Annotated in this window: 24 protein-coding genes; 7 read left to right on the forward strand and 17 right to left on the reverse strand. The window is 41.0% G+C overall.

The annotated features are described in order from the left end of the window. Position 1: 1 nt before the first annotated feature. Together F3J02_RS06620 and F3J02_RS06625 are read right to left on the reverse strand one after the other, a co-directional pair. The gene (locus F3J02_RS06620) at positions 2 to 1,147 is read right to left on the reverse strand and encodes a glycerate kinase (protein WP_167248246.1); all 1,146 of its coding nucleotides are present in this window, start codon (positions 1,145 to 1,147) and stop codon (positions 2 to 4) included. Between the two features lie 134 nt (positions 1,148 to 1,281). Continuing rightward, complete coding sequence (locus F3J02_RS06625) at positions 1,282 to 2,082, reverse strand: enoyl-CoA hydratase-related protein (protein ID WP_167248247.1); 801 nt, start codon at positions 2,080 to 2,082, stop codon at positions 1,282 to 1,284. A 108-nt stretch (positions 2,083 to 2,190) separates the two neighbouring features. Here F3J02_RS06625 and F3J02_RS06630 point away from each other — a divergent pair, with 108 nt between their 5' ends. Beyond that, entirely contained in the window at positions 2,191 to 2,763 is a 573-nt protein-coding gene (locus F3J02_RS06630; protein ID WP_167248395.1) for a nicotinate-nicotinamide nucleotide adenylyltransferase, read from the forward strand. Positions 2,764 to 2,776: 13 nt separating this feature from the next. Here F3J02_RS06630 and F3J02_RS06635 read toward each other — a convergent pair whose 3' ends face one another. From F3J02_RS06635 to dapD, 8 genes are all read right to left on the reverse strand, one after another. Further along, positions 2,777 to 3,139 (reverse strand): glyoxalase superfamily protein, encoded by a 363-nt coding sequence (locus F3J02_RS06635; RefSeq protein WP_167248248.1) that lies wholly within the window; start codon positions 3,137 to 3,139, stop codon positions 2,777 to 2,779. A 12-nt stretch (positions 3,140 to 3,151) separates the two neighbouring features. Next, entirely contained in the window at positions 3,152 to 3,721 is a 570-nt protein-coding gene (locus F3J02_RS06640; protein WP_167248249.1) for a CAP domain-containing protein, read from the reverse strand. 121 nt (positions 3,722 to 3,842) lie between these two features. After that, on the reverse strand, positions 3,843 to 4,304 hold the full coding sequence (locus F3J02_RS06645; RefSeq protein WP_167248250.1) for a peroxiredoxin: 462 nt from the start codon (positions 4,302 to 4,304) through the stop codon (positions 3,843 to 3,845). A gap of 19 nt (positions 4,305 to 4,323) precedes the next feature. Then, positions 4,324 to 5,010 carry a diphthine--ammonia ligase gene (locus F3J02_RS06650; protein ID WP_167248396.1) on the reverse strand — a complete coding sequence of 229 codons (687 nt, stop codon included), beginning with the start codon at positions 5,008 to 5,010 and terminating at the stop codon, positions 4,324 to 4,326. A 92-nt stretch (positions 5,011 to 5,102) separates the two neighbouring features. After that, a complete protein-coding gene (locus F3J02_RS06655) occupies positions 5,103 to 5,525 on the reverse strand; it encodes a hypothetical protein (protein WP_005292853.1) in 423 nt (140 codons plus the stop codon). A gap of 31 nt (positions 5,526 to 5,556) precedes the next feature. Further along, on the reverse strand, positions 5,557 to 6,225 hold the full coding sequence (gene queC / locus F3J02_RS06660) for a 7-cyano-7-deazaguanine synthase QueC (protein ID WP_216076270.1): 669 nt from the start codon (positions 6,223 to 6,225) through the stop codon (positions 5,557 to 5,559). 76 nt (positions 6,226 to 6,301) lie between these two features. Continuing rightward, positions 6,302 to 7,012 (reverse strand): 7-carboxy-7-deazaguanine synthase QueE, encoded by a 711-nt coding sequence (gene queE, locus F3J02_RS06665; protein ID WP_167248252.1) that lies wholly within the window; start codon positions 7,010 to 7,012, stop codon positions 6,302 to 6,304. 119 nt (positions 7,013 to 7,131) lie between these two features. Then, positions 7,132 to 7,953 (reverse strand): 2,3,4,5-tetrahydropyridine-2,6-dicarboxylate N-succinyltransferase, encoded by an 822-nt coding sequence (gene dapD / locus F3J02_RS06670; RefSeq protein WP_167248253.1) that lies wholly within the window; start codon positions 7,951 to 7,953, stop codon positions 7,132 to 7,134. A gap of 296 nt (positions 7,954 to 8,249) precedes the next feature. On the opposite strand from dapD, the gene carO reads away from it, so the two are divergent. Next, on the forward strand, positions 8,250 to 8,996 hold the full coding sequence (gene carO, locus F3J02_RS06675; RefSeq protein WP_167248254.1) for an ornithine uptake porin CarO: 747 nt from the start codon (positions 8,250 to 8,252) through the stop codon (positions 8,994 to 8,996). A gap of 100 nt (positions 8,997 to 9,096) precedes the next feature. Here the strand turns inward: carO and F3J02_RS06680 are convergent, their stop codons facing one another. The 6 genes from F3J02_RS06680 to F3J02_RS06705 all read right to left on the reverse strand — a co-directional run bounded on the left by F3J02_RS06680 (position 9,097) and on the right by F3J02_RS06705 (position 14,689). Then, positions 9,097 to 10,020 carry a CysB family HTH-type transcriptional regulator gene (locus F3J02_RS06680; protein WP_167248255.1) on the reverse strand — a complete coding sequence of 308 codons (924 nt, stop codon included), beginning with the start codon at positions 10,018 to 10,020 and terminating at the stop codon, positions 9,097 to 9,099. Positions 10,021 to 10,074: 54 nt separating this feature from the next. Next, positions 10,075 to 11,145 (reverse strand): sulfate/molybdate ABC transporter ATP-binding protein, encoded by a 1,071-nt coding sequence (locus tag F3J02_RS06685; RefSeq protein WP_151714739.1) that lies wholly within the window; start codon positions 11,143 to 11,145, stop codon positions 10,075 to 10,077. An 11-nt stretch (positions 11,146 to 11,156) separates the two neighbouring features. Beyond that, a complete protein-coding gene (cysW, locus tag F3J02_RS06690) occupies positions 11,157 to 12,041 on the reverse strand; it encodes a sulfate ABC transporter permease subunit CysW (protein ID WP_167248256.1) in 885 nt (294 codons plus the stop codon). Further along, on the reverse strand, positions 12,038 to 12,871 hold the full coding sequence (cysT, locus tag F3J02_RS06695) for a sulfate ABC transporter permease subunit CysT (RefSeq protein WP_167248257.1): 834 nt from the start codon (positions 12,869 to 12,871) through the stop codon (positions 12,038 to 12,040). Before cysT ends, cysW begins: the two co-directional genes overlap by 4 nt. Before the next feature lie 77 nt (positions 12,872 to 12,948). Next, positions 12,949 to 13,551 (reverse strand): RBBP9/YdeN family alpha/beta hydrolase, encoded by a 603-nt coding sequence (locus F3J02_RS06700; RefSeq protein ID WP_167248258.1) that lies wholly within the window; start codon positions 13,549 to 13,551, stop codon positions 12,949 to 12,951. Between the two features lie 130 nt (positions 13,552 to 13,681). Next, complete coding sequence (locus F3J02_RS06705) at positions 13,682 to 14,689, reverse strand: sulfate ABC transporter substrate-binding protein (protein ID WP_167248259.1); 1,008 nt, start codon at positions 14,687 to 14,689, stop codon at positions 13,682 to 13,684. A 251-nt stretch (positions 14,690 to 14,940) separates the two neighbouring features. On the opposite strand from F3J02_RS06705, the gene pabC reads away from it, so the two are divergent. Genes pabC through F3J02_RS06725 form a run of 4 tightly spaced genes read left to right on the forward strand, consistent with a single transcriptional unit; the run spans position 14,941 to position 17,722 of the window. Further along, positions 14,941 to 15,753: an aminodeoxychorismate lyase gene (pabC, locus tag F3J02_RS06710; protein ID WP_167248260.1), complete on the forward strand. Its 813-nt coding sequence runs from the start codon at positions 14,941 to 14,943 to the stop codon at positions 15,751 to 15,753. Position 15,754: 1 nt separating this feature from the next. After that, positions 15,755 to 16,834: an endolytic transglycosylase MltG gene (mltG, locus tag F3J02_RS06715; protein WP_167248261.1), complete on the forward strand. Its 1,080-nt coding sequence runs from the start codon at positions 15,755 to 15,757 to the stop codon at positions 16,832 to 16,834. Continuing rightward, positions 16,834 to 17,433: a dTMP kinase gene (gene tmk, locus F3J02_RS06720; protein ID WP_167248262.1), complete on the forward strand. Its 600-nt coding sequence runs from the start codon at positions 16,834 to 16,836 to the stop codon at positions 17,431 to 17,433. Before mltG ends, tmk begins: the two co-directional genes overlap by 1 nt. 10 nt (positions 17,434 to 17,443) lie before the next feature. After that, positions 17,444 to 17,722 carry a hypothetical protein gene (locus F3J02_RS06725; RefSeq protein WP_167248263.1) on the forward strand — a complete coding sequence of 93 codons (279 nt, stop codon included), beginning with the start codon at positions 17,444 to 17,446 and terminating at the stop codon, positions 17,720 to 17,722. Positions 17,723 to 17,770: 48 nt separating this feature from the next. On the opposite strand, the gene nadB is transcribed toward F3J02_RS06725, so the two are convergent. Then, on the reverse strand, positions 17,771 to 19,408 hold the full coding sequence (gene nadB, locus F3J02_RS06730) for an L-aspartate oxidase (protein WP_323127320.1): 1,638 nt from the start codon (positions 19,406 to 19,408) through the stop codon (positions 17,771 to 17,773). Positions 19,409 to 19,779: 371 nt separating this feature from the next. Between nadB and F3J02_RS06735 the strand changes: the two genes are divergently transcribed. Continuing rightward, entirely contained in the window at positions 19,780 to 21,156 is a 1,377-nt protein-coding gene (locus F3J02_RS06735; protein ID WP_167248265.1) for a Do family serine endopeptidase, read from the forward strand. The last annotated feature ends 51 nt before the right edge of the window (positions 21,157 to 21,207 follow it).

The following is a 21,207-nucleotide window of genomic DNA, read 5'->3' on the forward strand; positions in this document are numbered from 1 at the left end:
TTTATTCTTTTCTAAGCATGCTGCTTTGAATCAACCGTGCGATATCTGTTGTCCGTGCACGAATCAGCTCTGCTGCATTTTGACAGGCTGCTTCTAGGCTGGTCGGGCCTGAAGTTAAAGAAAAGGCAGCACTAATACCATGCTGATATAAGGCTTGATAATTCTCTCCAAGCGTTCCTGCTATCACGATGACGGGTACATTGGCAGCTTGTGCGATTTTAGCAACGCCAAAAGGTGTTTTTCCATTTAAAGTCTGCTCATCAAACTTTCCTTCACCTGTAATTACCCAATCCGCCCCTTGGATTCTGGCGGCGAGCTGATTTAGTTCCGCAATGACTTCGACTCCAGATTGAAACTCAGCCTTTAAAAATGTTTTAGCAGCAAAACCAAGTCCACCTGCAGCTCCTGCACCCGCCTCATTACGTTGATCAACGCCAAGCATTTGTGTGGTGACATCGGCAAAATGGGAGAGGGCTTGATCTAACTCCAACACGTGTTGAGGTGAAGCACCTTTTTGTGGCCCAAAAATATGAGAAGCACCATTTGGCCCACATAAAGGATTGGTCACATCGGCAGCCAATAAAAATTTAGTCTGTTGAATCCGTGAATCAAAATTTTCCAGATCGATCAGTGTCAAGTTTTGCAGGGCAATACCACCAGCAGGCAAGACTTGATGATCTGCATCTAGAAATTTAGCACCTAATGCATTGAGTAAGCCTGTACCTGCATCATTGGTTGCGCTACCACCGACAGTCAGTACAATTTCCTTTGCACCTGCATCTAATGCAGCGAGAATCAGTTGTCCAGTGCCATAAGTACTGCTATGACATGCATCGCGTTGTGATGGTTGAAGCAGTTGAATACCACTGGCTTGAGCCATTTCAATGATGGCAATCTTTTTAGAATCTAACCAGCCCCATTTTGCCAGTACGGGTTGCCCAAGCGGGCCTTGTACCATTTGCTCACGCCATTGCCCTGAACAAACTTCTAATACCGCTTCGATAGAACCTTCACCACCATCCGCCATTGGACACTGAATAATTTCTGCATCAGGAAAGACTTGTTGCAAACCTAAAGCAATTGCCTGAGCAATACCGTGTGCAGATAGGCTGTCCTTAAAAGAATCGGGGGCAATCACAACTTTCATAAATTCTTTGTAATCTAATTTTAATCTAGCTTGAGCTTAGTCTGTCCGATGTTGAATATCTAGATGAATGACAAAAATAAAAAAGCCACTAAGTTGAGCAACTTAGTGGCTTGGTTTAATCAACGACTAGCGCATTAATTAAACTGAGAAAAATCAGGTTTACGCTTTTGCATAAAGGCTTGAACAGCTTCCATCATTTCAGGAGAACGCACACGTTGCATAAAGATTTCAGCTTCATCATCTACACAAGCGATGATTTCAGCCAAGTCTTGTTTCATCAAAGCCTTACTTTGTTTGATTGAAGCCAATGGCAATGCAGCTAAATGTTGAGCTGTTTGTTGTGCAGTTGCATAGACATCTTCAACCACATCATTTACCAGATTTGCTTTAACAGCAGTTGCTGCATCAAATTTCTTCGCAGTAAATAGCAACTCAGCTGCTTTTTGATAACCTGCTTGTTTAACCAATAAACGACTTGCAGCACCTTCTGGAGACAGACCAAGGCTGACAAATGGAATTTGGAACAGGGCAGTATTATCTGCGAAAACGAGGTCAGCATGTAATAGCAGCGTTACACCAATACCAATTGCGACACCTTTGACCGCAATGATCAATGGCTTAGAAAAACGTGCAGCAGCTTTTAACAATACAAATGGAGGTTGATCGCCAGCTTTACCTTCATGTGGCTTTTGGATAAAGCCCATAAAGTCTTTCATGTCATTACCCGCAGTAAAGTCTTGTTCTGCACCACGGAAGATCACCACACGAACGTTTTTATCGGCATCGGCTTCATCCAAAGCTTTTGCAATCCAAAGATAAAGTTCGCCATAGAGTGCATTTTTTGCTTCTGAACGGTTAATGGCTAAGGTGAGTACGCCATCTTCTAAATTTGCTTGCAAATGTTGATGAGGTTGTTGAATACAGCTAAGTGTCATCGTACTATCCTTGCTTTAATCCAGATTGATTTTTAAGTGCCCTCATTATGTCGCATATTTACTAGAATGGTGCAACTGATGAGTTCACAAAAAAGTGAAATTACGCCTATGTACACATTTGACTATCTTGTTTTTATTGGACGCTTCCAGCCATTTCATCTGGCGCATATGCAAACCATTGAAATTGCATTACAGCAAAGTCAGAACGTGATCTTGGCTTTGGGCTCGGCTCAATCTGAACGGAATATCAAAAATCCCTTTTTAGCCACTGAACGTGAACAGATGATTTTGTCGAATTTTTCTGCACAAGATCAAAAACGGATTCATTTTGTGCATGTCGTCGATGTGTATAACGATGAAAAATGGGTTAAACAAGTTAAAGATTTGGTCAATGCGGTCATTCAACCCAATGCGAAAGTGGGGTTAATCGGTCATTTCAAGGATGAGTCTTCGTATTATTTACGTTTATTCCCAGAATGGCAGATGGTGGAGTTAGACAGTTTGAAAGATTCAATTTCAGCAACGCCAATGCGTGAGGCCTATTATAGGGGAGAGATTCAAACCGAGTTTTTTCCTGAAGGGACAATCCAGTTTCTGAGAGAATTTCAAAAATCAGCGATATATCAACAATTGCAGCAAAAGTTTAAGCACAATGACCGTTCGAATGTTAATGAATCTTGATACCGAGGAGAAATTAGGCATCTTCCCAAAAGATAATTCGATTTGAAAATGGATCGGTGATACTCAGTTCCAATGTTTCCCAGTCGGTTTTCTCAATTTGAGGTTTGGCAAATTTATAATCTTTTGCATCCAATTCTGCATGAAGCAAACTGAGATTCTCCCAATAAATACGAATCGCACTATGCGGGCTAGCATCACCGAAATGCTCTGATAAATGAATGATGCAGTCATCTTTGGAAATCTGTAGATAAATAGGGAAGTTATCCCCAAAAGTATGTTGCCAATCGAGCTGGAAGCCCAAGTAGTCAAGGTAAAATGATTGGGCGAGTTTTATATCGAAAATACGTAGAATCGGTGTAATTGAGCCAGATTGCATGCTTATTCCTTGTTATCGGACACCAAATTGTTGAGTCCAATAACTCTTTTGCTTGGTTGATGTATCGACTGTACAGGCTAGCGCATAATCTGTAAATTTTGGATGCATTAAATTGCGACAATGCACTGGACTGGCTAGCCATGTAGCCATCACATCATTTAAGTTTTTTTGCCCACGTGCAACGTTTTCACCACCGCCTCGACCTTTAAATTGTGTTTGTTTTAAACGGGTTCTAAAATCCTGACCTGTGCTACTCACATGTCCAAGCACACTGTACTGTGCCATGTCTTCAGCATGAGCATAGGCACTTTGATATAAGTGATTGTTCCATCTAAGTGGTGCAACTGCGGGAAAATGCTGTCCACCACATTGACGTGGATGTTGTCGAATTTCATTAATTGCATTCAGAATGACCTGTTGATAGGCAGGGTTTTGTAGGTCTTGGCAGCGTATTTCGGTCGCTGATTTTTGAATTTGTGTGACTAAGGGGAGAGAGTCTTGAAAAGTGGTCGGTGCATTGGAGTTACATGCCGCTAGAAAAAATAACAAGGATAGGGGCAAAAAAGCATTGAGATGAGTCATTTTAAATGTCTTTCATTTAATTATTTTAATCTATTCATCATACGTCAAGCGCGAAGCTGACAGCAATTTGCTTGAATAAAAAAAGCGAGTCTTTAACTCGCTTTTTTGTTACTCAACATGATTATGCCGATTGTAATGCTTTTAAGTCTTCAAGCACTTGCTCAGCATGTCCTGCAGCTTTGACTTTACGATAGCTTTTCACCAACTGTTTATTATGGAAAATAAAAGTTGAGCGCTCAATGCCCATCACCTGTTTGCCATACATATTTTTTTCTTTAATCACATCGAAATGCTTGCACAGCACTTCTTCTTTGTCACTGATTAGATCAATTGTCAGCGATTGTTTTTCAGTAAAGTTCTGATGTGCTTTAACCGAATCGCGTGATACACCAATAATCTGACAGTTTAATGCATCAAATTGATCTTTTAAGCAAGAAAAACCTACCGCCTGAGTCGTACAACCAGGGGTTGAATCTTTTGGATAGAAATAAAGCACCAACCATTCACTGCTAGTCTCAGCCAGATTGATTTCACCTTGTGTGGTTGGGAAAGTGTGATTCGGTAATTGAATATTCTCAGACATTGTTTATCCTTCGATAAAATTAATTTTGTTCAAGCTCAAGCGGTAAAAAAGCATATTCCTCATGATAAACAATATCGCCACGACGTACAGGAATAGCTTTGTTAAAAATTGGTCCATCAATCACAGTGGTGTGGAATTCTCCACCTTCACCACATGGGTCAATGCCACGATTTTCTAATTCTTGGATATAGTCTAGGGTTAAAATTTTACCCAGATCCTCAGCTTGCATACCAAGCTTTAGGTTGACTGTCACAATGACACTTTTGAATCCCAGATTAATAAATTCTTCGACCACTTCACGGTGGGGGCGTAACCAAAGTGGCATGCCCAATTTTAGTCCCACTTGCTGAGTCACTTGATCATGCCAACAGCCATGTTCAGGCATATCTAGATCACCTGTTACCAGTACTTCAGCACCTTGTAGTTTGGCTTGATTGAGTAGCGCAATAAACTTTGTTTCATAATCAGCCCAACTCGATGACGTCATATACACAGGTAAACCAATTGAATCTGCTTGTGCACGGATAATATCCAGCGGCATCGCGTGTGATCGAGAACGTTGTCCCTGTTCTTCCAGCATCACAATCAGCCCGATCACAGTACCTGTCTGCATAGCATGGTATAAGGCGAGGGAACTGTCTTTGCCACCACTAAAAGAGACGATTGATCGCCTTTGATCCGCATTGGTTTTCCATTGGTCTTGCATGGTGTTATTCAACTTATTCATGATAAAAAGATTTTAACAAACCCTATAAAAAAGCCTGCATAAATGCAGGCTTTGTTCTGAGCAAGACAAGCTTATTTTTTTGGCGCTTGTTGCTGCTGTTGAGCAGCTTTCATTGCTTCTTCAGTTAGCTTTTCAAGCTTAGTTACAAGCGGTGCACCTAGGCAAGCTTGTAAGTCTTTATTTTGCTGTTGTACAAAACCTAAAGAACTTGGGCTTTTCTTCGCGTTGATTGCGCTCTGGATTTCCCATTTTTGCGCTTCAGTTACTTTACCTTGTGCATCAATTTGGCATCCACAGAACTTGCTTACTTCTGCCGCTGTTAATTTGCCGCCTTTCGCAGTTTGGTCTTTACATACATTGACCAACGCTGCTTTTACATTGGTACTTTTATACGCAGTTTGTAATGGATTATCAGCTGCGTGAGTTGCTGTTGCAAATAATGCAGCAGCTGACATCATTGTAGAAAGAATAAGATTTGATTTAGAAAACTTCATATAATGTACCTAATTTTTTACCCTATATCGGTTATTCAGCGTAACGCGTTGGATCCGCAATACCTGCTTCGATAAAACCTTGTTGACGTAAACGACAGCTGTCGCATTTGCCACATGCACGTCCTTGAGCATCTGCCTGATAGCAGGATACCGTTTGACTATAGTCTACGCCATGTTCAATACCTAAGCGTATAATATTCGCTTTGGATAAATGTAACAGAGGTGTTTCAATTTTAAGGGGTTTTCCTTCAACGCCAGCTTTTGTTGCAAGACGAGCCAAATTGGCAAAAGCGTCAATAAATTCAGGACGACAGTCTGGATACCCTGAATAATCAACAGCATTGACTCCAATGACAATGGCTTCAGCGTCAAAAACTTCTGCTGCTGCAAGGGCATAAGACAAGAAAATTGTGTTACGAGCTGGAACATAAGTTACAGGAATGCCTTCTTGTAATTGTTCTGGGACTTCAATGTTATGATCTGTAAGCGCTGAACCGCCTAAATTGCCCAAATCAATATTAATGACACGATGTTCAACACCTGCACGTTGTGCAAGCGCCTTTGCTGCATCAAGCTCAGTCGTCGAACGTTGACCGTACATAAAACTTAAAGCAATACATTCATAGTTTGCTTGTGCCCAGGCAAGACACGTTGTTGAGTCTAAGCCACCAGACAATAATACGATGGCACGAGAACGCATATTATTTTCCATGATTCAACCTAAAAATAAATTTGAAAAAGCCGATCGATGTTGCAGAACGGTCTTTGTGAGCTTTTTAACGACCAGATTCATCATTCCATAACAGCTTATGTAACTGTAGTTGGAAACGGACAGGGAGATGGTCTTCTAAAATCCATTGGGCTAAGTCACGCGCCAAAGCAGGCAGTGCGACAGCACCTTTTTCAATTGCAAAAGCAGGTGAGAACCATACAGTACTCACTTTATCTTGCAACTGGAATTGTTCAAGTAGTTGTTTAGACCACTCATAATCCGCACGATTACAAATCACAAATTTAATCTGATCATGGGGTGTTAAATAGTCAAGATTACTGTATAGATTTCGATGATCTTCTTTAGAGGTCGGTGTTTTTAAATCAAGCACTTTAGAAACACGTGGGTCGACTTTAGACACATCTAAGGCGCCACTGGTTTCTAGGGAAACTTCAAACCCGAGGTCACACAGACGCTGTAATAAAATTAGGCAATTTGGCTGAGCAAGCGGCTCGCCGCCAGTGACACAAATATAGGGGGTTTTATGCTGACTTGCAGTTTCGATAATGTGTTCAAGCGATAAACGCTCACCGCCTTCAAAAGAGTAGGTGGTATCGCAATAACTACAGCGTAAAGGGCAACCTGTTAAACGAATAAAAACAGTCGGTAGACCAAACGTATTCGCTTCGCCTTGCAAAGAGTAAAAGATCTCCGTGATGCGTAAACCAGCCGCAGGATCAGAGACAGGAATTGCAGAAGAACGTAAGGAAGCCATAAACAGTTACCACAAACAGGTGCTACACAAGCAGCATGCTACATAAAAAACAAAATCTCTACGACCATGACTGATCGTAGAGACAGGGAACGATCAAGTTCCGCAATAAATATTAGAAATTAGTCAGCGCGTAATAAATCGTTTAGGCTAGTTTTTGCACGTGTTTTTGCATCAACTTTTTTCACGATGATAGCAGCGTAAAGGCTATAAGTACCGCATTTAGATGGAAGGCTACCCGCAACAACCACAGAACCTGCTGGAACGCGACCGTAGTGAACTTCACCAGTTTCACGATCAAAGATCTTAGTTGATTGACCAATGAAAACACCCATTGAGATTACAGAACCTTCTTCAACAATCACGCCTTCAACGATTTCAGAACGTGCACCGATGAAGCAGTTATCTTCAATAATCGTCGGGTTTGCTTGTAAAGGCTCTAAAACACCACCGATCCCAACACCACCAGATAAGTGAACATTTTTGCCGATTTGTGCACATGAACCTACAGTTGCCCATGTATCAACCATTGTACCTTCATCTACATAGGCACCAATGTTGACATATGAAGGCATTAAAATCACATTCTTCGCTTGGAAACTACCACGACGAGCTACAGCTGGCGGTACAACACGTACACCCGCAGCTTTGAATTGTTCTTCAGTCCAACCTGCGTATTTAGTATCTACTTTGTCATAGAAACGAAGATCACAAGCTTCGATTGGCTTGTTGTCATTGAGTTTGAATGAAAGTAAAACTGCCTTTTTTAACCATTGGTGAACAACCCATTCACCATCGATTTTTTCCGCAACACGAAGTGTGCCGTTGTCTAAAGCAGTCAATGCTTCTTCTACAGCTAGGCGAATTTCTGTTGGGCAGTCCGTTGCGCTATAGTTGGCACGGTCTTCAAATGCTTGCTCAATGATTGTAGAAAGCTGAGACATGATCTTCGTTCTTCCAAAAAAATTTTCAAGATTTTACACTAATTTTCGGTAAGAATCTTTGAAAAAAGTAGTTACAATATATTGTTTTAAATTTGCGCAACAAAACTGTAATAAAAATGGAGTTCATTGTTTTTTATCTATAATTTGCAAATACATAATTCATTCGAATTTGTATCAAAAAATAACAAAAAGTAATCAGTTTCTGTATAAAAAGTTAGCGATCATTCTTTTATGCTTATTCCACAAGCAACAATTATATATTTATTTAAATAAAAGCGTTTTGTGAGGAGACTTCAATGAAAGCTTTGCGTGTTATGTTAGCAGCAGGTGCTTTAACAGCGATTGCAGGTACTGCATTTGCAGCAGATGAGCAAGTTGTGAAGGAATCAGTTTATGCATTCCCTTCGTACTTAGATCCAGTTTCAGTTCGTGCTGAAGTAGGTACAACAGGCTACGGTGGTGCTATTTCATATAAAGTCAATCCATATGTAGGCTTGTCATTGGGTTACAATGGTGGCGATATCTCTTGGTCAGATGACATCAAAGTAAATGGCTCAACTTATGATGTAGACATGGACAATAAAACTGCATATTTAAATGCTGAAGTGCGTCCATGGGGAACAAGTGAAAGCGTATTTGCTAAATCTCTATATGTAGCAGCTGGTGTGGCTTATTTAGATAATGATTATGATTTAACTCGTAATGTAAGTGCAACTCGTGCTTTCCGCGTGAATAATCAAGACTTCTTGGCGAATGCTGGTGGCGTTAAAATCGATGGTAAGATGGAGTATAAAAATGACATCGCACCATATGTAGGCTTTGGTTTTGCACCAAAAATTTACAAAAATATCGGTCTTTTTGGTGAAGTAGGTGCATATTACACTGGTAATCCAAAGGTTACTTTGACATCTACAGGTACAGCAACGACTACGGGTAGTCAGTCTTTAACTGAAGCTGTTAATGCTGAAGCTCATAAAATTGCGAATGACGACAAATATCAATGGTTGCCAGTTGGTAAAGTGGGTGTAAGCTTTAATTTCTAAGCTGCGCATTTGACATAAAAAACGAGCTCAATGCTCGTTTTTTTATGCTCTTTAATAAGTAAAACAAAAGGCTCATATGAGCCTTTTGTTTTTAGATGATTTATTCTTCAGGGTAAGCCACTTTTTTCAGTGCTTTAATGTCGGTCTCTGGTGAGCAGAGAGAAATAAACTCATAACCATAGCCACGGAGAAGGTGTCCTTTACGTACCGCAATCCATGTGGTATTCACACCAAAAACATCCGTTTTAATTTGTTGCAAGCGGTAGTCACGTTCAGCATCATAAGCGACATCATTGACAATCCCAACGCCCATATTCAGTTCAACATAGGTTTTGATGACATCGGCATCGAGTGCCGACATTACAATATCGGCATGCAATTGTGCATCTTCAAATGCCTTGTCAATTTTCGAACGTCCAGTAAAACCACCATGATAAGTAATCAACGGATATTCAGCTAAGACGTCCAAGCTGATTTTATCTAGTTTCGCTAGAGGGTGATCTTTCGGTGTAATGATGCTGTGGTGCCATTCATAATAAGGTACGCTTGCCAAATTATCTTCTGTTGTTAATGACTCGGTTGCAATACCAATATCTGCTTCACCTTGAAGTAGCATTTCTGCAATCTCAACAGGGCTCGCTTGTTGTAATACCAAATGTACTTTTGGAAATAACTTTTTAAACTGATTCACAATTGGTGGCAGTACATAACGAGCCTGAGTATGCGTAGTCGCGATAGTCAGTGTACCTTCATCCACTTTATTAAAATCATCGGCTAGACGTTTAATATTGTCAGCATCGACTAACATGCGTTCTACAATGCTTAATAAGGATTGTCCTGGTTCGGTGAGGCCTAATAAGCGTTTACCTTTACGTACGAATAGTTGTACGCCTAATTCATCTTCTAAATCTTTAATGTGTTTACTGACACCAGATTGGGAGGTATAAAGTGCCGCAGATGCTTCGGTTAAATTAAAGTTTTGGCGAACAGTTTCTCGAATAATTCTGAGTTGTTGGAAGTTCATAAAAGTTTTTCCTCATAAGAGGATGGGGTGTGTTTTTACCCCATCAATATTATTTTAAGCAACTTGCGTTGTTTGATCTGCGAATAAATGAAGTTGAGCTGCACTGATCCAAACGGTTTGATTTGGTTTGAATTGATGTAAGTTCGCTTCTTCTACACTTAATAAAATTTCGATAGTACGTCCACTACGATCTTGTAATTCCGCCACAACTCTCCCTGCAATCCACACCTCACGTAAGAACGTTGCCTCAATGGTATTGGCTTGAGGTTGGGTATGAATATGTAATTCATTTGGTCGTGCAAATGCAATGACTTTCCCTTGTGGCGCATCTAGTAGAGTCGGTAGCTGAATACGGTCATCGCCGATACGGATAATACCGTCAGTATGCTCACCTTCAAAACGATTTGCTTGACCAAGGAAATCAAAAACAAACGGGGTTGCTGGTTTTTCATACACTTCACGTGGTGAACCAATCTGTTCAACGTCACCTTTGTTCATGACGATGATCTGGTCAGCCACTTCTAATGCTTCTTCTTGATCATGGGTTACAAAAATTGAAGTGATATGTAGCTCATCATGTAAGGTACGTAACCAGCGGCGTAATTCTTTACGAACTTTGGCATCAAGTGCACCAAAAGGCTCATCTAAGAGTAAAACACGTGGCTCAACGGCTAAGGCACGTGCCAATGCAATACGTTGACGCTGACCACCAGAAAGTTGGGCTGGGTAACGATCTGCCAAGAAGCCGAGTTGTACCAAATCCAGTAAGCGAGTCACACGTTTTTTGATTTCAGCTTCTGAAGGGCGTGTTGCACGAGGGCGAACACGTAAACCAAAGGCAATATTGTCAAAAACAGTCATGTGGCGGAACAGGGCATAGTGTTGAAACACGAAACCAACCTGACGCTCACGTACATGGATGTCCGTTGCATCTTCACCTTCAAGTAAAACCTGACCACCATCTGCAGATTCTAAGCCTGCAATGATGCGTAATAAGGTAGTTTTTCCGCAGCCTGAAGGACCAAGTAGGGCAACCAATTCACCTTCAGGAAAGTCTAAAGAGATATTTTTGAGCGCATGGAATGCACCAAAGTGTTTTTCAATATTTTTAACTTGAATACTCATGTGTTCATTCCTTAGTGATTTGGTTGATGTTCATTTGCTTGGTCTTGGCGTACTTCAAGCCAAGTTTTCAAAATCAATGTAATGATCGCTAAAAATGCCAGTAATGAAGACACAGCAAATGCAGCACTAAAGGTATATTCGTTATAAAGAATCTCGACGTGTAACGGTAAGGTGTTGGTTTGACCGCGAATATGTCCTGAAACGACAGAAACAGCACCAAACTCACCCATTGCACGGGCATTACATAGAATCACGCCGTAAATCAAACCCCATTTGATATTTGGTAGGGTTACTTTCCAGAAGGTTTGCCAACCTGAAGCACCAAGTACAATCGCTGCTTCTTCTTCCTCAGTCCCTTGCGCTTCCATCAATGGAATTAGTTCACGAGCAACAAAAGGAACAGTAATAAAAATCGTGGCTAATACAATCGCAGGCACGGCATACAAGATTTTGATGTCATGATCCATTAGCCAACTGCCCATCCAACCCTGTGTACCAAAAATCAGAACCAACATTAAACCTGCAATGACTGGTGATACCGAGAAAGGCATATCAATAATGGTGGTTAAGATCGCTTTCCCTCGGAACTGGAATTTTGCAACCGCCCATGCTGCTGCAACACCAAACACCACATTAATGGGTACTGCAATCGCGGCAGTGAGTAAGGTCAGTTTGACCGCCGATAAAGTATCAGAATCGGTTAAAGCATTGATATAAACGGTCAGACCTTGTTTAAATGCTTCAACAAAAACCAAAATCAGCGGTAGGATTAAGCAGCTCAGGAAAAAGATCAGAGCAACACCAATCAAGGTATAACGGACCCAAGTGGGTTCTCGGGTTGCATCTCTGGCTTGTAATTTAAGCGCTAAAGCATTGCCATTGGTATTTAGACTCATTGTGCAACTCTCCCTGTACGACGGCTAGCCCATGCTTGCACCAAGTTAATTAAAAATAAGATGCCGAAAGAGAGGACGAGCATAACCACAGCGATGGTGGTTGCACCTGCATAATCATATTCTTCTAAACGCGAGATAATCATTAACGGTGCAATTTCTGTTTTATAAGGTTGATTACCTGCAATGAAAATAACAGAGCCATACTCGCCAACACCGCGTGCAAAAGCTAAGGCAAAACCTGTCAGCAAGGCAGGGAATAAAATTGGTAAAATGATTTTGGTAATGGTTTGCCAGCGATTGGCACCTAGTGCAGACGCAGCTTCTTCCAACTCGGTTTCAATATCACTGAGTACTGGTTGCACGGTACGAACCACGAAGGGTAGACCAATGAAGATTAAAGCAAGTGTGATACCAATCGGGGTATAGGCTACTTCAATTCCAAGTGGAGAAAGATATTGCCCGATCCAACCTGTTGGAGCATATAAAGAAGTTAATGCAATACCTGCAACAGCAGTGGGTAATGCAAAAGGCAAGTCTACTAAAGCATCTACAATACGTTTGCCAGGGAAGGTATAACGAACCAGGCACCAAGCCAATAACAGACCAAAAATAACATTAACTAAAGCTGCAATCAGTGCGGCACTAAAGCTAAGCTGTAAGGATTTTAAGATTCGTTCTGAAGTTAAGATTTCCCATAAGCCATCCCATCCAATCCCAAAAGATTTGATAAATACAGCAGATAAAGGAATAAGCACAATCAAAGACACGTAAGCGAGGGTGAAGCCTAATGAGAGACCAAACCCAGGCAGCACTCGGGAACGCTGCGACATGATATTTCCTCAAAGAGAAATGTTTGCTAAAACAAGCAAATAAATAATGCGAATACTAGAATTACGGAAAGCTGGGGCTAGGCAAATTTCAAATTAAAATTTGCCTGACTCATTCGGGCAACCAATTGCGTCTTTTTTTCAGGCAGCAGGTAGTTCAGGATCTGTGGGAAAGGACCAAATCCAGAAGCAACATTGATATGACCAACTGGGCCTAAATTGATTGGTGTTAATTTCCATGCTTGTGCGAGTTGTAATGCATCGACATAACCTAACCAAGGGTCATTTTCACTAATCAATAATGTGGTTGGCACTTCAATTTTGAGCTGTTGAAAATACTGCTTATAGTCAGTCAGGCTATGGCGTGCAAAGCCTGCTTCGCCAAACCGTGCTGGGTTCGCAGGTGCAACCAAAATCAGATTTTTAACTTTTGCTCTAAGTTCTGGATGTTCAGCAAGTGCCGCAACACTGGTTAAGCAGCCAAAGCTATGTGCAACGATTTGAACAGGCGCTGGAGCTGCAACAACAGTTTTAACAAATTGAGCAACCCATTCACTTAACACAGGGCGATCCCAATGTTGTTGTTGAACGCGAGAGCTAGACACGAGTTGCTGTTGTAACCAAGATTGCCAATGCTGCGCTTCGCTACCACCTACACCTGGAACAATTACGGTATGAATCATGTCTATTCTCCTTATCCCCTTAGAATCCCTCCTAATCTCCCTTTAAGAAAGGGAGGAGTAACACGAATTTAGTAACTAAACTAAAATCTGTGTAATTCCCCTCTTTCAAAAGAGGGGTTAGGGGAGATTTTTATTTGCCTGTGTTGTTGAGCTTGACGATTTGATCAAACACACCACCATTATCAAAGTGAGTTTTTTGCACTTTGGTCCAACCACCAAACTCTTGATCAATCGTCACTAATTTAAGTGGTTTAAATACATTGCTGTATTTCTTTAACACCGCTGCATTACGAGGACGGTAGAAGTTACGTGCAGCAATTTCTTGTCCTGCTGGTGAATACAGATAGTTCAAGTAACCACGAGCAATTTGTAGATTGCCTTTTTTCTCAGCATTCTTTTCAACGACAGCAACTGGTGGTTCTGCAAGAATCGAAAGAGAAGGTGTGACGATTTCGAATTTGCCTGGTTGCTCACGTACCGCTAGGTAGGCTTCATTTTCCCAAGCCAGTAAGACGTCACCAATACCGCGTTCAGCAAAGGTTGTGGTTGCGCCACGTGCACCTGAATCAAGTACTTTGGTTTGTTTATAAATTTGACGAACAAATTCTTGAGCTTTAGCGTCGTTACCACCTTTTTGATGTTTCGCCCATGCCCAAGCACCTAAGTAGTTCCAACGTGCACCACCAGATGTTTTTGGATTTGGTGTAATGATTTCTACACCTGGCTTAACGAGATCACCCCAATCTTTGATTTGTTTTGGGTTGCCTTTACGAACAAGGAACACAATTGTTGAGGTATATGGCGTAGAGTTGTTCGGTAATTTCTTTTGCCAGTCAGCCGGAAGTAATTTTGCATTTTCCGCAATCTCATCGATGTCAGCTGCAAGTGCAAGAGTGACTACATCTGCATTTAAGCCATCAATCACGGCACGGGCTTGTTTACCTGAACCACCGTGTGATTGTTTAAAGTCGATGTCTTGGCCAGTACGCTGTTTCCAGAACGTGCCGAACTGTTTATTGAAATCTGTATACAGTTCACGCGTTGGGTCATAAGAAACGTTTAAGAATTCTTGTGCCGCGAACGAAGAAACTGAGAGTAATGCGGCAATGACACCGACTTTAACTTGAGAAAAACGCATGGAAAACCCCTTAAAAACTAAATCACTGTTTGGAATATGTACGCAGCATAACGCCAGTTTTTTTGCAAAAAAAATAATTAAAATCGAATTTGTTATGAAAAAAATAGAAATAGATAAAACAGATAAGCTTTGCTGAATTATTGATATATAAGCGATTTTTAATTTTAGGTTTTAATTGTTATACTTATTTAAAATCAATGGTTTATTGGTTTTGGTAGTGCTGGCTTATAAAGTGGAAAGGTATCTAGATTATGCATTGTTATAAAAATGGGCAATTTGTTGACTCCATCCCTTTACTAGACCGAGCTTTTCATTATGGTGATGGCTGCTTTACCACAGCACGTATTTTTCACGGAATTTTTGAACTAAAAGAACTTCACTTTGCACGTTTAAAATTAGCATGCCAGTCCTTGCAGCTAGATGCAGATTTATCCTGTGTAGAAAAGTCACTTGTACAATTACAGCAGCAATATTCAAATCTCAATGGCACATTAAAAGTTGTGATTAGCCGTGGTGAAGGCGATCGCGGTTATAGTCTGCCTTTACATGCCGCTGATGTGTATGTCTGGTATTACCCAAGAGTGACACAGGCTTTTCAGCCTGAGTGGATTGAAAGTGGCATGCTCAATCATGCTTTGGGTTTGAATATGCCGCATTTAGTGGGTTTAAAAACGCTGAACAGATTAGAACAGGTCTTGCTGAAGCAAGAAGCTGATCAGCGTGGCTGGCTAGAAGCCCTCGTTAGTGATGTACAAGGCTATATTGTTGAAGGGGTGAGCAGTAATTGTTTTATTCGTATAAATGATCGGTGGATTACGCCTGAACTTCGTTATAATGGCGTCCACGGTGTGATGAGAGCCAAAATCTTATCGAGAATGCAGCAATATCAGATTGAATGTGAGCAGCGGTGTATTGATATGAATGAGATTGGTCATATCCAAAGTTTATTTTTTTGCAATGCGTTACATCCAATGAAAGCGGTTGTTCGATTTAATGATCGAGCCTTAGCGCAGCAACCCTATCTTGATTTATTTGAAACTTTAAAACTTAGCCAGATTGATTAATATGCCAAAGCCGCCTAGTTCCAGCAAAAGTAAGAAAAAGCCCAAAGTGAAACCGAAATCTAGATTTTCTTTTTTTAAAGCCTTATTGATTGCCATCGTTATTTTTGTATTGGCGATCTTAGGAATTGTATGGTCTAGTTTATTTAAAAATTATCCTGTAGACAGTAAAAAACAGCTTTTGGTGATTTCTTCTGGTGATACCTATTCACGCTTTATTGATCGTTTAGCCAAAGAAAATAAAGTGAATTTTCCAATAGTTTTAAAGCTGTATCAGAAGTTTATGATTCATGACACCATGAAGGCGGGTGTCTATGAAATTACTCAAGGTATGAGTATTCGTCAGGTGATGGATATGTTGTCTGATGCGGATAATGCGCAGATGAACCGTATTCTAGTCATTGAAGGAACAACTTTTTCACAATTGATTCAAAGTCTAAGAAAAGACCCGAATGTCACCAATACCTTACTTGATCTTCCGCACAGTGAATTATTAAAGCGATTAAATATCTCATATACGCATCCAGAAGGTCTATTTGCGCCTGATACTTATTTTTTCGCCAAAGGTGAAACGGATAAAAAAATCTTAACGGATTTGTATCGCCGTCAAATGAAATCCTTGGATGACGCTTGGGCCAAGAAAGCACCGAACTTACCGTATAAAGATAAGTATGAAGCCTTGATCATGGCTTCAATTATTGAGAAAGAAACTAGCCTTGATAGAGAGTTAGAACAAGTTTCGGGTGTATTTGTTCGTCGTTTGAAAATAGGGATGCGCTTACAAACAGATCCAACGGTGATTTATGGCATGGGTGACAACTACAAAGGCAATATCACCCGTAATGACTTGCGTACGCCAACGGCCTATAACACCTATACCATCAATGGTTTACCGCCAACACCAATTGCTTTACCAAGTAAAAAAGCGATTGAAGCAGCGATGCATCCAGATGATGCCAAAAATATTTACTTCGTTGCCACGGGCAATGGTGGGCATAAATTTACCGCGTCTTTAGAAGACCATAATCGTGCAGTGCAAGAATATTTAACTGTGCTACGTTCAAAGAAAAAGCAGGGCGAATAATGTTTATTAGTTTTGAAGGGACGGAGGGTGTAGGAAAAACTACGCTGATTCGTAAAATTCATCAGTACTTTGAACAGCAAGGTAAAGAGGTGGTGTTGACTCGTGAACCGGGTGGAACACCACTGGCGGAACAGATTCGCGCCTTATTATTAGCAGTGAATCATGAAGAGCAAATGAGTCATGATACCGAGCTGTTATTGATTTATGCAGCACGCGCACAGCATTTACAACAAGTGATTTTACCTGCATTAGCAGCAGGTAAAATTGTGCTGAGTGATCGTTTTACCGATGCCAGCTTTGCTTATCAGTGTTCTGGACGTGGTTTAAGTCAGGAAAAGTTGCAACTGTTAAATCAAACTTTTGTGGCGAAAATGCCGAATATTACCTTTTGGTTAGATGCACCGATTGAATTGGGTATGACCCGTGCGCGAGAGCGTGGTGCATTGGATCGTTTTGAGCAAGAGAAATTAAGTTTCTTTACTAAGGTGCGTGCAGGTTATGAGACCTTGTGGCAAGCAGAGCCTGAACGGATCAAGCGCTTAGATGCTACACAGAATGCGGATGTGGTGTTTGAAGATGCTTTGCAATATTTGAGATAGGCCAGTTCTAATGAATAAAGATCATGATAGCGATCATCTAGATAAGGCAATTGATGCGATATCTAGTCATACTGAACTCGCGATTTTTATTAAGAAATTACGTCAGAACTTTATAGATGATCCAAACAATTGGGAGAATATTAATCTGTCTGATTTTCTTGATGCTTTAGCTTCATGGACTGAAGATATGGACGGATATTATAAAAATACAGATCAGGTTGACCGTTTAGCTCAACCTGATTGGAAAACCTTTGCAGAAATGCTTATGGCTGCTCGAATTTATGAATAATTTTGGAGGCTAAAGATGTATAAGTAAGCATCTTTAGCCTTAATTTCATTACTCATTCACCAACGGTTGTTCTACCTTGAAATTTGGTGGTGTTAACACTGTCTTACGAATCTCATGTGAGAGTTCTGGATAATCCAGTGTGTAATGCAAACCACGTGATTCCTTACGCTCCATCGCACAACGTACAATCATTTCCGAAACTAAAACCAGGTTACGCAATTCAATCAGATTCTTGCTGACGCGGTAATCCTGATAATATTCAGTAATTTCACGCTTCAACATTTCAATACGGTGCAAAGCACGTTGTAAACGTTTGGTGGTGCGAACAATACCCACATAGTTCCACATGGTGGAACGAAGCTCATCCCAGTTTTGTAGGATCACTACATCTTCATCGGCATCGGTGACTTGCGTTTCATCCCATGTTGGAACATCTGGGAATTTAAACTCAGCATCAAATTTCTGTTCGATATCTTCTGCTGCGCTCATGCCATAAACGAAACATTCAAGTAGTGAGTTACTCGCCATACGGTTAGCACCATGCAAACCTGTATATGAGGTCTCACCAATGGCATATAAGCCATTTAAATCAGTTTGGCTATGTTCATCCACCACCACACCGCCACAGGTGTAATGCGCTGCTGGCACCACAGGGATCATATCTTTGGTGATATCAATACCGAGTTCAAGCAAACGCGCATACAGTGTAGGGAAGTGTTCGGTAATAAACTCTGGCGATTTATGGGTGATGTCTAACCAAACATGACGAATCCCTAAACGTTTGATTTCATGGTCAATGGTACGTGCCACAATATCACGTGGTGCAAGTTCAGCACGTTCATCAAAACGCAGCATGAAACGCTCGCCATCTGGTAGGCGCAAATAAGCACCTTCACCGCGCATCGCTTCGGTAATTAAGAAAGAACGCGCTTTCGGATGATATAAACAGGTCGGATGGAATTGGTTAAATTCCATATTTGCTACGCGACAACCTGCACGATAGGCCATGGCAATACCATCACCGGTTGCAATATCAGGGTTTGATGTGTAGAGATAAGCTTTCATTGCACCGCCACAGGCAAGGGCGGTAAATGGCGCTAGGAAAGTATGAACCTGTTCATTAGCTTCATCTAAAGCATATAGACCGATTGAACGATTGGCTTGGTTTTGATGCCCAAGCTTGTGCAGGGTAATCAGATCAATCGCAATATAATTTTCAAAAATCGTAATATTTTTTCGTTCTTTCGCACGTTCAACCAATGTAGTTGAAATAGCTTTGCCTGTTGCATCGGCAGAGTGAATGATACGACGTTGTGAATGACCACCTTCACGGGTAAGGTGTAATTGTTCATCATCATCTAGCGTAAATTGCACGCCTTGTTTGAGTAGGAAATCAACGGAAGGTTTACCACCTTCGACGGTATGTTTTACGGCATCCAACTCACAAAGATAACCACCTGCAATCATAGTGTCATTAATATGTTGTTGAATAGAATCTGTCTCGTCTAATACTGCAGCAACACCGCCTTGAGCATAGAAGGTACTGGCTTCTGTCAGCGCAGCCTTAGCTAAAATTGCAATGTTGTAATGACTTGGTAAAGAGAGTGCAAGACTTAAACCTGCACCGCCACTGCCCACAATAATCACATCAAAATGGTGAATTGTTTTTAAATCAGGCATGTCAATCTGCTTCAGTTTTAAACGTTCGCTAATGACACCGCTTTTTTGTCAAAAAGGCAAGGGCTAATCTGCCTGAAATTGAGTGAATTTTTAGCGAATGCTATTTATTCGCTTATTATTTTTGTCTGATCTGTACGAATGAGAAAATGATTACGTTTCAGTACATTGTTTTAATCTATCGTTAAGCTGTTCAGGATAAAACCATTTCTATCAAGTAAGTTATGGCGTATTTCTCCACAGTTTATTCACATTTCATCAGTCTAGATCGTTGTATGCATTGAAAATATAAACATATTTTTACGAAAAGAATGATAGGGGTGTGCTAGAAATATAGACCTAAATTTCATTTTAATTATCAGTGTGTAGGTTCTTGCTTCATGAAAAGTCGCTATTTACAACAAGGAATGTATGCTGCGGTATTTACGATAGCAGCGTCTCAAGTCAATGCTGCTGCGCCAGTAGATTTTTCAAACCTCGTTGAGCAGGTCAGTCCTGCTGTTGTGAGTGTCAATGTTGTAAAGAAAATGACTCAGGAAGAGTTGTTGCAACAACAAGTCCCTGAAATTTTAAGACGTTTTTTTGGTAATCAAGTGATTATCCCGCAACAGCAGGGCCCGCAAGAAAAAACTGCATTCGGAAGTGCATTCTTTATTGGCAAAGATGGTTATTTGCTTACCAACCGACATGTGATTGCCGATGCGTCACGTATTAGTATCACGCTGAATGATCGTCGTGAGCTTGATGCGACGCTTGTGGGAAGTGATGAACGTACCGATATCGCCTTGCTAAAAGTGACTGGCAGTAATTTCCCAGAGTTAAAAGTAGGTGATGTGAATCAACTTCGCGTTGGTGAGCCTGTACTCGCAATTGGTTCACCATTTGGTTTTGATTACTCGGCTTCTGCAGGGATCGTTAGTGCGAAATCACGGAATATGAGTGGGGAAACTTCGGTTCCATTTATTCAAACTGATGCAGCTTTAAACCCTGGGAACTCTGGCGGTCCATTGTTTAACCAGCGTGGTGAAGTGGTCGGTGTTAACTCGCGTATCTTTAGTGGTACGGGAGGTTATATGGGCTTATCATTCTCGATCCCAATTGATGTGGCGATGGATGTCGTACAACAATTGAAGACGACTGGTAAAGTAACCCGTTCTTATCTTGGTATTAAGATGCAAGATATTGATCGTAACTTGGCAGAAGCCTATAAATTGCCGAAACCAGAAGGTTCGTTGATTACTCAAGTAGAGCCAAAGTCTCCAGCTGACAAAGCAGGTCTCAAATCAGGTGATGTGATTTTAAAAGCCAATGGTACTCCAATTCTGCGTACCAGCGATTTACTTTATTCACTCAACCGTATCGCGCCAAACCAAACAGTTCAACTGGAAATCCTTCGTGATGATAAAACACGTACGATTTCTGCAACTCTGGGTACTGCACCAGATGATACGGCCGCTGATGCAGAGAAGAATAACCCAACCAGTGGTTTGGGTATGAGCATTCGTGACTTAACCGCAGCTGAACAAGCACGTTTGGAAGTTCGTGGTGGTATTTTGATTCAAGATGTGAAGCGTGGTGGTACAGCATCTTTATCTAATTTGGTTGCAGGTGATGTGATTGTACAAGTGAATGGTACAGCAATTACCAACAGTCAAATGTTTGCAAAAACTGTTTCTGCTTTGCCAAAAAATAGCGTTGCGCGTGTAACAATTATCCGTCAAGGTCAACGTGCAATTCTTGGATTACGTTTACCTTAATGATGGAATGAAGGTTATGTTGCTAAAACCACTCTAGAATTAGGGTGGTTT

Origin of the sequence: Acinetobacter sp. Tr-809 (assembly GCF_011753255.1) — a bacterium.
In the GTDB taxonomy this organism is placed as follows: Bacteria; Pseudomonadota; Gammaproteobacteria; order Pseudomonadales; family Moraxellaceae; genus Acinetobacter.

Bases quoted from the DNA above. Each gene is read 5' to 3' on its own strand.
- F3J02_RS06620 (WP_167248246.1), bottom strand. From the start codon at position 1,147: ATGAAAGTTGTGATTGCCCCCGATTCTTTTAAGGACAGCCTATCTGCA.
- F3J02_RS06625 (WP_167248247.1), bottom strand. From the start codon at position 2,082: ATGACACTTAGCTGTATTCAACAACCTCATCAACATTTGCAAGCAAAT.
- F3J02_RS06630 (WP_167248395.1), top strand. From the start codon at position 2,191: ATGTACACATTTGACTATCTTGTTTTTATTGGACGCTTCCAGCCATTT.
- F3J02_RS06635 (WP_167248248.1), bottom strand. From the start codon at position 3,139: ATGCAATCTGGCTCAATTACACCGATTCTACGTATTTTCGATATAAAA.
- F3J02_RS06640 (WP_167248249.1), bottom strand. From the start codon at position 3,721: ATGACTCATCTCAATGCTTTTTTGCCCCTATCCTTGTTATTTTTTCTA.
- F3J02_RS06645 (WP_167248250.1), bottom strand. From the start codon at position 4,304: ATGTCTGAGAATATTCAATTACCGAATCACACTTTCCCAACCACACAA.
- F3J02_RS06650 (WP_167248396.1), bottom strand. From the start codon at position 5,010: ATGCAAGACCAATGGAAAACCAATGCGGATCAAAGGCGATCAATCGTC.
- F3J02_RS06655 (WP_005292853.1), bottom strand. From the start codon at position 5,525: ATGAAGTTTTCTAAATCAAATCTTATTCTTTCTACAATGATGTCAGCT.
- queC (WP_216076270.1), bottom strand. From the start codon at position 6,225: ATGCGTTCTCGTGCCATCGTATTATTGTCTGGTGGCTTAGACTCAACA.
- queE (WP_167248252.1), bottom strand. From the start codon at position 7,012: ATGGCTTCCTTACGTTCTTCTGCAATTCCTGTCTCTGATCCTGCGGCT.
- dapD (WP_167248253.1), bottom strand. From the start codon at position 7,953: ATGTCTCAGCTTTCTACAATCATTGAGCAAGCATTTGAAGACCGTGCC.
- carO (WP_167248254.1), top strand. From the start codon at position 8,250: ATGAAAGCTTTGCGTGTTATGTTAGCAGCAGGTGCTTTAACAGCGATT.
- F3J02_RS06680 (WP_167248255.1), bottom strand. From the start codon at position 10,020: ATGAACTTCCAACAACTCAGAATTATTCGAGAAACTGTTCGCCAAAAC.
- F3J02_RS06685 (WP_151714739.1), bottom strand. From the start codon at position 11,145: ATGAGTATTCAAGTTAAAAATATTGAAAAACACTTTGGTGCATTCCAT.
- cysW (WP_167248256.1), bottom strand. From the start codon at position 12,041: ATGAGTCTAAATACCAATGGCAATGCTTTAGCGCTTAAATTACAAGCC.
- cysT (WP_167248257.1), bottom strand. From the start codon at position 12,871: ATGTCGCAGCGTTCCCGAGTGCTGCCTGGGTTTGGTCTCTCATTAGGC.
- F3J02_RS06700 (WP_167248258.1), bottom strand. From the start codon at position 13,551: ATGATTCATACCGTAATTGTTCCAGGTGTAGGTGGTAGCGAAGCGCAG.
- F3J02_RS06705 (WP_167248259.1), bottom strand. From the start codon at position 14,689: ATGCGTTTTTCTCAAGTTAAAGTCGGTGTCATTGCCGCATTACTCTCA.
- pabC (WP_167248260.1), top strand. From the start codon at position 14,941: ATGCATTGTTATAAAAATGGGCAATTTGTTGACTCCATCCCTTTACTA.
- mltG (WP_167248261.1), top strand. From the start codon at position 15,755: ATGCCAAAGCCGCCTAGTTCCAGCAAAAGTAAGAAAAAGCCCAAAGTG.
- tmk (WP_167248262.1), top strand. From the start codon at position 16,834: ATGTTTATTAGTTTTGAAGGGACGGAGGGTGTAGGAAAAACTACGCTG.
- F3J02_RS06725 (WP_167248263.1), top strand. From the start codon at position 17,444: ATGAATAAAGATCATGATAGCGATCATCTAGATAAGGCAATTGATGCG.
- F3J02_RS06735 (WP_167248265.1), top strand. From the start codon at position 19,780: ATGAAAAGTCGCTATTTACAACAAGGAATGTATGCTGCGGTATTTACG.